Genomic DNA, 12,644 nt, shown 5'->3' with positions numbered 1-12,644 from the left:
GGGATAAACACGTGTTTGTTGGTTTTGACTACGGTACGGCAAACTGCTCGATCGCGGTGATGCGCGACGGCGCAGCGCAACTGCTGAAAATGGAAAACAACAGTACCTTACTCCCGTCGATGCTCTGCGCACCGACGCGTGAAGCGGTCAGCGAGTGGCTCTATCGCCACCATCAGGTTCCGGCGACAGACGTCGAAACCCAGGCGCTGTTGCGGCGGGCGATGAGCTTTAACCGCGAGGAAGATATTGAGGTTAACGCCGCCAGTGTGCAGTTCGGGCTGGCCTCATTGCGTCAATACGTCAGCGACCCGGAAGAGGTGTACTTTGTTAAATCACCGAAATCCTTCCTTGGCGCCAGCGGCCTGAAACCGCAGCAAATCGCGCTGTTTGAAGACCTGGTGTGCGCCATGATGCTGCATATTCGTCAGCAGGCAGAAACGCAATTGCCGGAGAGTATTGATCAGGCCGTGATTGGCCGCCCGATCAACTTCCAGGGGCTGGGCGGTGATGAGGCAAACGCGCAGGCGCAGGGGATCCTTGAGCGTGCCGCGAAGCGCGCCGGGTTCCGTGATGTGGTGTTCCAGTTCGAACCGGTCGCTGCAGGGCTCGATTTTGAAGCTACGCTAAGTGCGGAAAAACGGGTACTGGTGGTGGATATCGGCGGCGGTACGACCGACTGCTCATTGTTGCTGATGGGGCCGCAATGGCGCGACAAGCAAGAGCGCGCCGCCAGTCTGTTGGGGCACAGCGGTTGCCGCGTTGGCGGTAACGATTTAGACATTGCGCTGGCGTTCAAAAGCCTGATGCCGCTGCTCGGCATGGGCGGTCAGACAGAAAAAGGCATCGCACTGCCGATCCTGCCCTGGTGGAATGCGGTAGCGATTAACGATGTTCCCGCGCAGACCGAGTTTTACAGCGCCGCCAATGGCCGCTTGCTTAACGATCTCCTGCGTGACGCCCGCGATGCGGAGAAAGTGGCGCTGCTGGTAAAAGTGTGGCGACAGCGTCTCAGCTACCGGTTGGTGCGCAGCGCCGAAGAGAGCAAAATCGCCCTTTCCGATGACGCGCAGGTGAGCGCACAGTTGCCCTTTATTAGCGATAATCTCGCGGCGGCAATTGACCGGGAAGGTCTGGAAAGCGCATTAAATCAGCCGCTGCAACGCATCCTTGAACAGGTGCAACTGGCGCTGGCAACCAGTGCAGAAACGCCGGAAGTGATTTATCTCACCGGCGGTAGCGCACGTTCACCGCTGATTAAAAAAGCGCTGGCGCAAACCCTGCCGGGGATCCCGATTGCGGGCGGCGATGACTTCGGCTCCGTCACAGCAGGTCTTGCGCGTTGGGCGCAGACACTGTTTCGTTAATATCTTGCCGGGAGAATCCCTCCCGGCATTATTTTCTTCTTTAAAATCCCCCTAACGCAAATTACCCTGCCTGCCATACGTTTCCAGACAGTGTTTCATTTTTCCTCCATTTTTCCGGGGCATGCCGTTACTAAACTAGTATTATTTCGCCATTAGTTTTCCGATGAGATACCCATAACGATGAAAGGCAGTGTTACGTTTCGCCGCACGCTTGTCGCGGTCGTGGTCATGGCGGTAGCGGGCGTAGCCTGGTACCAGTTCGCACATAAAGATACTTCTTCCTCTGCCACCGGGCAGACTCAGCGCCAAAGCGCGCCGGGCGGAGGCCGTCATGGTATGCGCGGCGGCGCGCTGCCGCCGGTGCAGGCCGCAACAGCAACCCGAGAAGCCGTACCGCGTTATCTCTCCGGGCTCGGCACCATTACCGCCGCAAACACCGTTACCGTGCGCAGTCGCGTTTCGGGCCAGCTTATGGCGATCCATTTCCAGGAAGGCCAGCAAGTAAAAGCCGGCGATCTGCTGGCGGAAATCGATCCAAGCCAATTCAAAGTGGCGCTGGTGCAAGCGCAGGGCCAACTGGCGAAAGATAAAGCCACACTCGCCAACGCCCGCCGCGATCTTTCTCGCTATCAACAACTGGCGAAAACCAGCCTGGTTTCACGCCAGGATCTCGATAGCCAGCAGGCGCTGGTGACCGAATCGGAAGGCTCCGTGAAAGCTGACGAAGCCTCCGTTGCCAGCGCGCAGTTAGAGCTGGACTGGAGCCGCATAACCGCCCCTATTTCCGGGCGAGTGGGTTTAAAACAGGTGGATATTGGCAACCAAATCAGCAGCAGTGACACCACCGGGATCGTGGTGTTGACGCAAACACACCCCATCGATTTGGTGTTTACCTTACCGGAAAGCGAAATCGCCACCGTCGTGCAAGCACAAAAAGCAGGCCAACAACTGGTGGTGGAAGCCTGGGATCGCACCAACAAACAGAAGCTGAGCAGCGGCACATTGTTAAGCCTCGACAACCAGATTGACGCCACCACCGGCACCATCAAACTGAAAGCCCGCTTTGATAACCAGGACGATGCCCTGTTCCCCAACCAGTTCGTCAACGCACGCATGCTGGTTGCCACACAGCAGGACGCGGTAGTGATCCCGGCGGCTGCACTGCAAATGGGTAATGAAGGTAACTTCGTCTGGGTTCTGAACGACAAAAACCAGGTCAGCAAACACACCGTCACGCCCGGTATTCAGGACAGCCAGAAAGTAGTGATTGCCGCCGGTCTGTCGGCGGGCGATCGCGTGGTGACGGACGGAATTGACCGCCTGACCGAAGGGGCGAAAGTGGAAGTCGTGGATGCGAAAAACGCCGAAGCCGTACCGGCAAAGCGTGAACATCCGGCCAAAGGAGCGCATTCCTGATGCAGTTGCTACCGCCGGGCCGGACGGGCGGCCCTTCCCGTCTGTTTATCTTGCGTCCGGTCGCCACCACGCTGTTGATGGTGGCGATCCTGCTTGCCGGTATTATCGGCTACCGTTTTCTGCCCGTTTCCGCGCTGCCTGAAGTCGATTACCCAACCATCCAGGTGGTGACGCTCTACCCCGGCGCCAGCCCAGATGTGGTCACTTCTGCGATCACCGCACCGCTGGAGCGCCAGTTTGGTCAGATGTCCGGCTTAAAACAGATGTCGTCGCAAAGTTCCGGCGGCGCGTCGGTGGTGACATTGCAGTTCCAGCTCAGTTTGCCGCTGGATGTCGCCGAGCAGGAAGTACAGGCGGCGATGAATGCCGCTAACAGCCTGCTACCGTCCGATCTACCCAACCCGCCGGTCTACAGTAAAGTTAACCCGGCGGATCCACCAATTATGACACTCGCCGTCACCTCTTCTGCCATGCCAATGACCCAAGTGGAAGATATGGTGGAAACGCGCGTTGCACAGAAAATATCGCAGGTTTCTGGCGTCGGCCTGGTGACCCTGTCTGGTGGCCAGCGCCCGGCAGTGCGCGTCAAACTCAATGCCCAGGCGATTGCTGCTCTCGGGCTGACCAGCGAAACCATTCGCACCGCCATCACTAATGCCAACGTCAATTCGGCGAAAGGCAGCCTCGATGGTCCAACCCGTGCCGTCACGCTTTCCGCCAACGATCAGATGCAGTCTGCCGAAGAGTATCGCCAGTTGATTGTCGCTTATCAGAATGGTGCGCCGATCCGCCTTGGCGATATCGCGACCGTTGAACAAGGTGCCGAAAATAGCTGGCTTGGCGCATGGGCCAATAAGCAACAAGCGATTGTCATGAACGTTCAGCGCCAGCCAGGAGCAAACATTCTTAAGACCGCCGACAGCATCCGTACCCTGCTGCCGCAGTTAACTGAAAGCCTGCCAAAATCGGTCACGGTGAAAGTGCTGTCGGACAGAACCAACAACATTCGCGCGTCGGTCGACGACACCCAGTTCGAGCTGATGCTGGCAATCGCGCTGGTCGTCATGATTATCTATGTCTTCCTGCGCAATATTCCGGCCACCATTATTCCAGGCGTTGCGGTGCCGCTGTCGCTGGTCGGAACATTCGCGGCGATGGTGTTTCTTGATTTCTCCATCAACAACCTGACGCTCATGGCGTTGACCATCGCCACCGGCTTTGTGGTCGACGACGCCATTGTGGTTATCGAGAATATCTCGCGCTACATCGAAAAAGGCGAAAAACCGCTGGCCGCCGCATTGAAAGGGGCCGGTGAAATTGGCTTTACCATTATCTCGCTGACATTCTCGTTGATTGCGGTACTGATCCCGCTGCTATTTATGGGGGATATCGTCGGCCGCCTGTTCCGCGAATTTGCCGTCACGCTGGCAATAGCGATCCTGATTTCCGCGATTGTGTCGCTGACACTGACGCCGATGATGTGCGCCCGCATGCTGAGCGCCGAATCCCTGCGCAAACAGAACCGTTTTTCCCGCGCGTCGGAGCGTTTCTTCGAGCACGTCATCGCAGGCTACGGGCGGTTACTGAGTAAAGTGTTGAACCACCCGTGGCTGACGCTGAGCGTGGCGGTCGGGACACTGTTGTTGTCGATCATGTTATGGGTCGTTATTCCGAAAGGTTTCTTCCCGGTGCAGGACAACGGCATTATCCAGGGGACACTGCAAGCGCCGCAATCCGCATCCTTTGCCAGCATGGCAGAGCGCCAGCGCCAGGTGGCCGATATTATCCTGCGCGATCCGGCGGTAGAAAGCCTGACCTCCTTTGTCGGTGTTGATGGCACTAACCCGTCGCTTAACAGCGCACGGCTGCAAATTAATCTGAAACCGCTGGATGAGCGCGACGATCGCGTCCAGCCGGTGATTGAGCGCCTGCAACAGGCGGCGGCGAAAGTACCCGGTGTCGCACTCTACCTGCAACCGACACAGGATTTAACCATTGATACCACCGTTAGCCGCACGCAATATCAGTTCACCTTGCAGGCCAACTCGTTAGATGCGCTCAGTACCTGGGTACCGCAGCTGGTGAGCAAACTGCAGGCGCTCCCGCAACTGGCGGATGTCAGCAGCGACTGGCAAGACAAAGGCCTCGTGGCGTATGTGAATGTCGATCGCGACAGCGCCAGCCGCCTTGGCATCAACATGGCGGATGTGGATAACGCCCTTTATAACGCGTTCGGTCAGCGGTTAATCTCCACCATTTATACCCAGGCAAACCAGTATCGCGTGGTGCTGGAACACGACACGGCGCAAACGCCGGGGCTTTCCGCGCTCGACAACATCCGCCTGACCAGCACCGATGGCGGCATCGTGCCGCTCTCGTCAATTGCTAAAGTGGAGCAACGCTATGCACCGCTGAGCATCAACCATCTGGATCAATTCCCGTCGACCACGATTTCCTTCAACGTAGCGGAGGGGTATTCGCTCGGTGATGCGGTGCAAGCCGTGCTGGATAGCGAGAAAACGCTTAACTTCCCGACGGACATCACCACGCAATTCCAGGGCAGCACGCTGGCGTTCCAGGCGGCGCTTGGCAGCACCATCTGGCTGATTGTTGCGGCCGTCGCGGCGATGTATATCGTGCTCGGCGTGCTGTACGAGAGCTTTATTCACCCCATCACCATCCTGTCGACATTGCCAACGGCAGGCGTTGGCGCACTGCTGGCGCTGATGGTTTCCGGCAGTGAACTGGATGTGATTGCCATCATTGGCATTATTTTGCTTATCGGTATCGTCAAGAAAAACGCCATCATGATGATTGACTTCGCCCTCGCCGCCGAGCGCGAAGAGGGTATGTCGCCACGCGATGCGATTTTCCAGGCCTGTTTACTGCGTTTTCGCCCGATATTAATGACCACCCTGGCGGCACTACTTGGCGCGTTACCGCTAATGCTGAGCACCGGCGTCGGCGCAGAATTACGCCGTCCACTGGGCATTGGCATGGTCGGTGGTTTGCTGGTGAGTCAGGTGCTGACGCTCTTTACGACGCCGGTGATTTACCTGTTGTTCGATCGCCTGTCGCTGGCGGTGAAAAAGCGTTTCCCGCGCCGTGAAGAGGAGGCGTAAGTGAAGTTTTTCGCCCTCTTCATTTACCGCCCGGTGGCGACGATTTTGATTTCGCTCGCCATTACGCTATGCGGCATTCTCGGCTTCCGGCTGCTGCCGGTCGCCCCGCTGCCGCAGGTCGATTTCCCGGTGATTATGGTTAGCGCCTCACTGCCGGGTGCGTCGCCGGAAACCATGGCCTCCTCCGTGGCGACACCGCTTGAGCGCTCACTCGGGCGCATTGCCGGGGTCAGCGAAATGACCTCATCCAGCTCGCTGGGCAGCACGCGTATTATTCTTGAGTTTAATTTCGACCGCGATATCAACGGCGCGGCGCGCGATGTACAGGCGGCGATTAACGCGGCGCAAAACCTGTTACCAAGCGGCATGCCAAGCCGCCCAACCTATCGCAAAGCGAACCCGTCGGCTGCGCCAATCATGATCCTGACACTCACGTCAGACACCTATTCGCAGGGTCAGTTATATGACTTCGCCTCGACGCAACTGGCGCAGACCATTTCGCAGATTGATGGCGTGGGCGATGTCGACATTGGTGGCAGTTCGCTGCCCGCCGTGCGCGTGGATTTAAACCCACAGGCGCTGTTTAACCAGGGCGTGTCGCTGGATTCGGTACGCACAGCAATCAGCAATGCCAACGTGCGTAAACCGCAGGGCGCAGTGGAAGACGGCGCGCAACGCTGGCAGGTGCAAACCAATGATGAGCTGAAAACCGCCGCCGAATACCAACCATTAATCATCCACTACAAAAACGGCTCCGCCGTGCGCTTAAGCGATGTCGCGAAGGTCACTGACTCGGTGCAGGACGTGCGCAACGCCGGGATGACCAATGCGAAGCCCGCCATTTTGCTGATGATCCGCAAACTGCCGGAAGCCAATATTATTCAGACGGTGGACAGTATTCGCGCGCGTCTGCCCGGCTTGCAGCAAACGATTCCTGCGGCGATCGATTTGCAAATCGCCCAGGATCGCTCACCGACGATTCGCGCTTCGCTAGCAGAGGTCGAACAGACGCTGGTTATCTCGGTGGCGCTGGTGATCCTCGTGGTGTTCCTGTTTTTACGTTCAGGCCGCGCAACGCTGATCCCGGCAGTCGCCGTTCCCGTGTCGCTTATCGGTACTTTTGCCGCCATGTATTTATGCGGCTTTAGCCTGAATAACCTGTCGCTGATGGCGCTGACCATTGCCACCGGTTTTGTTGTCGATGATGCCATCGTGGTGCTGGAAAATATCTCGCGCCATCTGGAAGCAGGGATGAAACCTTTGCAGGCGGCGCTGCAAGGTACGCGCGAAGTGGGCTTTACCGTGCTGTCGATGAGTATCTCGCTGGTAGCCGTATTCCTGCCGCTGCTGTTGATGGCAGGCTTGCCGGGGCGCTTGCTGCGCGAATTCGCCGTCACGCTGTCGGTGGCGATTGGTATTTCGCTGGTTATTTCCCTGACGCTAACGCCGATGATGTGTGGCTGGCTGTTAAAAGCGCATAAACCCCGCGAGCGCAGCCGGGAAAAAGGCTTCGGCCGCCTGTTGGTGGCGCTACAGCAGCAATATGCCCGTTCGTTGAAATGGGTGCTCAACCACGCGCGGTTAGTCGGGTTAGTGTTGATTGGCACCATTGCACTCAATATCTGGCTCTACATTTCGATTCCGAAAACGTTCTTCCCTGAGCAGGATACCGGCGTGCTGATGGGCGGTATTCAGGCCGATCAGAGCATTTCGTTCCAGGCGATGCGCGGCAAGTTGCAGGACTTTATGAAGATTATCCGCGACGATCCGGCGGTGGATAATGTCACCGGTTTTACCGGCGGTTCGCGCGTAAACAGCGGCATGATGTTTATCACCCTGAAGTCCCGTAATGTCCGCCACGAAACTGCGCAACAGGTGATTGACCGTCTGCGCGGCAAGCTGGCAAAAGAGCCAGGCGCGAGCCTGTTTTTGATGGCCGTACAGGATATTCGCGTCGGCGGACGTCAGGCAAACGCCAGCTACCAGTTCGCCTTGCTGTCAGACTCTCTCAGCGCCTTGCGTGAATGGGAGCCCAAAATCCGTAAAGCCCTTGCCGCGCTGCCGGAACTGGCAGACGTTAACTCGGATCAGCAGGATAACGGCGCGGAAATGAATCTGGTGTACGACCGTGAAACCATGTCGCGGCTGGGTATCAGCGTCCAGGCAGCCAACAGTCTGCTGAATAATGCTTTCGGTCAACGGCAGATCTCCACTATTTACCAGCCGCTAAATCAGTACAAAGTGGTGATGGAAGTCGACCCGCGTTACACCCAGGATGTCAGTGCGCTGGATAAGATGTACGTCATCAACAGTGACGGTAAAACAATCCCGCTATCCTATTTTGCGCACTGGCAACCCGCTAACGCGCCGCTGTCGGTGAATCACCAGGGGTTGTCGGCGGCATCGACCATCGCCTTTAACCTGCCAACGGGCACCTCGTTATCGCAAGCCAGTGATGCCATCAACCGTGCGATGACGCAGCTTGGCGTACCTTCCAGCGTGCGCGGCAGTTTTGCCGGCACCGCGCAGGTGTTCCAGGAGACGATGAACTCACAGGTCATTCTGATCCTGGCGGCAATTGCGACGGTCTATATCGTGCTGGGAATTTTGTACGAGAGCTATGTTCACCCGCTGACCATTCTCTCTACCCTGCCCTCGGCGGGCGTGGGCGCGCTACTGGCGCTTGAGCTTTTCGGCGCGCCATTCAGTTTGATAGCGCTGATTGGCATTATGCTATTGATTGGGATTGTAAAGAAAAACGCGATTATGATGGTCGACTTCGCCATCGAAGCACAGCGCCAGGGGAATCTCACCGCCGAAGAGGCGATTTTCCAGGCCTGCTTGTTGCGTTTTCGCCCGATCATGATGACCACCCTGGCGGCGCTGTTTGGCGCACTGCCATTAGTTATCTCCGGTGGCGACGGCTCCGAGCTACGCCAGCCGCTCGGTATTACGATTGTGGGCGGGCTGGTGATGAGCCAGTTGCTCACCCTGTACACCACGCCGGTGGTCTATCTGTTCTTCGACCGCCTGCGCATGCGTTTTAGCCGACACGAAAGAGAGCCTGTTAGTGAATGAATGAGTTACCGAAAAACATCCGCTGGCAGCTATGGATTGTCGCCTTTGGCTTTTTTATGCAGTCGCTGGATACCACCATTGTTAACACGGCGCTCCCCTCAATGGCGAAAAGCCTCGGGGAGAGCCCGCTGCACATGCATATGGTGGTGGTCGCCTATGTGCTGACAGTGGCGGTGATGCTGCCCGCCAGCGGCTGGCTGGCAGACAGAATAGGCGTGCGTAATATCTTTTTTGCCGCCATTGTGCTGTTTACCACCGGCTCACTGTTTTGCGCGCAGGCTTCCACGCTCGATCAGTTAGTCATGTCACGTGTGCTGCAAGGTGTCGGCGGCGCGATGATGGTGCCGGTCGGCAGACTAACAGTGATGAAAATTGTCCCGCGCGATCAGTACATGGCGGCGATGACCTTTGTCACTCTGCCGGGGCAGATCGGCCCGCTGCTCGGCCCGGCGCTTGGCGGTATCCTGGTTGAATATGCCTCCTGGCACTGGATTTTCCTGATTAACCTGCCAGTGGGCATTCTCGGTGCCATTGCCACCCTGAGCCTGATGCCCAACTACACCCTGCAAACCCGCCGCTTTGATATGGCGGGTTTTGTGCTGCTCGCGGGCGGCATGGCAACGCTGACGCTGGCGCTCGATGGCAATCGCGGGCTGGGACTAACGTCGTGGCAACTCGGCGCGCTGGTGACGGTGGGCGCGGCGGCGATTCTCTTTTATCTGCTGCATGCCAGGGGCAATGACGGTGCGTTGTTTAATCTGCGGTTGTTCCGCACGCCCTCGTTTTCGCTGGGCCTGGCCGGGAGTTTTGCCGGGCGCATCGGCAGCGGTATGTTGCCGTTTATGACGCCGGTGTTTTTGCAAATTGGCCTTGGCTTTTCGCCCTTTCACGCTGGGCTGATGATGATCCCGATGGTGCTGGGCAGCATGGGAATGAAACGCATCGTGGTGCAAGTGGTGAACCGTTTTGGTTACCGCCGTGCGCTGGTCTGCTCCACGCTTGGGTTAGCCGCCATCAGCTTGCTGTTTATGGCAACGGCACTGCTCGGCTGGTATTACCTGCTACCGGTCGTGCTGTTCTGCCAGGGGATGATCAACTCAATGCGTTTCTCCTCCATGAACACGTTAACGCTTAAAGATCTGCCCGATGAGCTGGCAAGCGGCGGCAACAGCCTGTTGTCGATGATCATGCAGTTGTCGATGAGTATCGGCGTGACCGTCGCCGGGCTGCTGCTCGGCCTGTTTGGCCAGCAGCATCTGTCGGCGGACAGCGGCGTGGCGCACCATGTTTTCCTTTACGCTTACCTCAGCATGGCGGTGATTATTTCACTCCCGGCGTTACTCTTCGCCCGCGTCCCGAATGACGCCAGCCAGAACGTCGTAATTGCCCGTCGCAACAGGAGAGAATCATGAAGTTCTGGCGGCCGGGTATTACGGCCAAACTGTTTCTGGCAATTTTAGCCACCTGCATTGTGCTGCTGATCACCATGCACTGGGCGGTGCGCCTCAGCTTTGAGCACGGTTTTATTGACTACATTAAGCGCGGCAACGAACAGCGCCTGCAAATGTTGAGCGACTCACTGGCCGAGCAATATGCGCAGAACGGTAGCTGGCAGTTTCTGCGTAATAACGACCGGGTGATTTTCCAGCTCTTACGCTCATTCGAACGGGATAACGACCGCGATGAAGACCGCCCTGGCGCACCACCGCGCGAGATGGACAGAAACGCACCGCCTGGCATGGAACCCGGCTCGGAGCGTGACATGCGCCCCGGCCCGAATGACGAAATGGAACGCGAGCCAGGACCGCCACCACCGGATATGCCGCCGCACGGCTGGCGCACCAAATTCTGGGTTGCTGATCAAGATAATAATGTGCTGGTCGGCCCGCGCTCGCCGGTGCCATCAGACGGTACACGCCGGGCGATTGTGGTTAATAATGCGACCGTCGGTTGGGTTATCGCTTCGCCGATTGAACGCCTGACGCGCAACACCGATATCAACTTTGAGCGCCAGCAGCGACGCACCAGCTGGCTAATTGTCGGCCTTGCCACGCTGCTCGCCGCGCTGGCAACTTTCCCGCTGGCGCGCGGTTTACTTGCTCCGGTAAAACGGCTAGTCGATGGCACCCATCGGCTCGCCTCGGGCGATTTCTCCACCCGTGTCAATCCCGGTAGCCAGGATGAACTAGGTTGGCTGGCGCGCGACTTTAACCAGCTCGCCAGCACGCTGGAGCGAAACCAACAGATGCGCCGCGACTTTATGGCGGATATCTCGCACGAACTGCGCACGCCTCTGGCGGTACTGCGCGGCGAGCTGGAGGCAATTCAGGACGGCGTGCGGCAATTCACGCCGGAGTCGGTAGCATCGTTACAGGCGGAAGTCGGCACGCTGACAAAGTTGGTCAACGACCTGCACCAGTTGTCGATGTCCGATGAAGGGGCGCTGGCCTACCAGAAAGCGCCGGTTGATGTGGTGTCGCTGGTGGAGATCGCCGCAGGCGCTTTCCGCGAGCGTTACGCCAGTCGAAATCTGACACTTTCCCTTGAAGTCCCCGCCAGCGCCACGGTGTTTGGCGATCCCGATCGCCTGATGCAGTTATTTAACAACCTGCTGGAAAACAGCCTGCGCTACACCGATGCGGGCGGGCAAACGCTGATTCAGGTTATTACCCGCGACAACACGCTGGTAATGCGTTTTGCCGACAGCACGCCGGGCGTCAGCGATGAGCAACTCAAACGGCTGTTTGAGCGCTTTTATCGCACGGAAGGCTCGCGTAACCGCGCCAGCGGCGGTTCCGGCCTGGGGCTGGCTATCTGTTTGAATATTGTGGAAGCGCACGGCGGCGCTATCCATGCGGCGCACTCGCCATTTGGCGGGGTTAGCATTACAGTTGAACTACCGCTTGAACGCGAAAAAACGAGAGATGTATGACTGAGTTACCGATTGATGAAAACACGCCACGCATCCTGGTTGTTGAAGATGAGCCTAAACTGGGACAGTTGCTGCTCGACTATCTGCGCGCGGCAAGCTACGCGCCAGCGCTGATTAACCACGGCGATCAGGTGCTCTCTTACGTGCGCCAAACGCCGCCGGATCTGATCCTGCTGGATTTGATGCTGCCCGGCACCGACGGGTTAACGTTATGTCGGGAAATCCGCCGTTTTTCTAACGTGCCCATTATCATGGTGACGGCGAAAATCGAAGAGATCGACCGCCTGCTGGGGCTGGAGATTGGCGCGGATGATTACATCTGCAAACCATACAGCCCGCGTGAAGTGGTGGCGCGTGTGAAAACCATTCTGCGCCGCTGCAAACCGCAGCGCGAACTGGAGCGGCTGGACGCTGAAAGCCCGCTGATTGTCGATGAAGGGCGTTTCCAGGCGAGCTGGCACAACAAGCTGCTGGATCTTACCCCCGCGGAGTTTCGCCTGCTGAAAACCCTCTCCAGCGAGCCGGGTAAAGTCTTCTCCCGCGAGCAATTACTTAACCATCTCTATGATGATTACCGCGTAGTTACAGACCGCACCATCGATAGCCATATCAAAAACTTACGCCGCAAACTGGAAGCGCTGGATGAGGAGCAATCCTTTATCCGCGCCGTTTACGGTGTCGGTTATCGTTGGGAAGCCGACGCTTGCAAACTGGCGTAAGCCGTATGTCGGG

7 protein-coding genes are annotated in these 12,644 nt (G+C 57.7%); all 7 read left to right on the top strand.

The window, feature by feature from the left end; translation table 11 throughout:
- The first annotated feature begins 11 nt into the window (after positions 1 to 11).
- The 7 genes from yegD to baeR all read left to right on the top strand — a co-directional run bounded on the left by yegD (position 12) and on the right by baeR (position 12,631).
- Positions 12 to 1,364 carry a molecular chaperone gene (yegD, locus tag ACFX4O_RS09050; RefSeq protein WP_380208206.1) on the top strand — a complete coding sequence of 451 codons (1,353 nt, stop codon included), beginning with the start codon at positions 12 to 14 and terminating at the stop codon, positions 1,362 to 1,364.
- Positions 1,365 to 1,544: 180 nt separating this feature from the next.
- Positions 1,545 to 2,780, top strand: a complete 1,236-nt coding sequence (locus ACFX4O_RS09045) for an MdtA/MuxA family multidrug efflux RND transporter periplasmic adaptor subunit (protein ID WP_380208204.1) — start codon at positions 1,545 to 1,547, stop codon at positions 2,778 to 2,780.
- On the top strand, positions 2,780 to 5,902 hold the full coding sequence (locus ACFX4O_RS09040; protein ID WP_380208202.1) for an MdtB/MuxB family multidrug efflux RND transporter permease subunit: 3,123 nt from the start codon (positions 2,780 to 2,782) through the stop codon (positions 5,900 to 5,902). Before ACFX4O_RS09045 ends, ACFX4O_RS09040 begins: the two co-directional genes overlap by 1 nt.
- On the top strand, positions 5,903 to 8,980 hold the full coding sequence (gene mdtC, locus ACFX4O_RS09035; protein WP_380208200.1) for a multidrug efflux RND transporter permease subunit MdtC: 3,078 nt from the start codon (positions 5,903 to 5,905) through the stop codon (positions 8,978 to 8,980). It abuts the gene before it with no gap.
- Positions 8,977 to 10,392 carry an MFS transporter gene (locus tag ACFX4O_RS09030; protein WP_380208198.1) on the top strand — a complete coding sequence of 472 codons (1,416 nt, stop codon included), beginning with the start codon at positions 8,977 to 8,979 and terminating at the stop codon, positions 10,390 to 10,392. Before mdtC ends, ACFX4O_RS09030 begins: the two co-directional genes overlap by 4 nt.
- On the top strand, positions 10,389 to 11,912 hold the full coding sequence (gene baeS, locus ACFX4O_RS09025) for a two-component system sensor histidine kinase BaeS (protein WP_380208196.1): 1,524 nt from the start codon (positions 10,389 to 10,391) through the stop codon (positions 11,910 to 11,912). Before ACFX4O_RS09030 ends, baeS begins: the two co-directional genes overlap by 4 nt.
- Positions 11,909 to 12,631: a two-component system response regulator BaeR gene (gene baeR, locus ACFX4O_RS09020; protein WP_131410581.1), complete on the top strand. Its 723-nt coding sequence runs from the start codon at positions 11,909 to 11,911 to the stop codon at positions 12,629 to 12,631. Before baeS ends, baeR begins: the two co-directional genes overlap by 4 nt.
- Positions 12,632 to 12,644: the final 13 nt, after the last annotated feature.

It is taken from the genome of Kosakonia sp. YIM B13571, from assembly GCF_042788095.1.
Lineage (GTDB): Bacteria > Pseudomonadota > Gammaproteobacteria > Enterobacterales > Enterobacteriaceae > Kosakonia > Kosakonia quasisacchari.
Note: the sequence above shows the minus strand (reverse complement) of the source record. Positions and strands in the feature narration are given on the sequence as shown.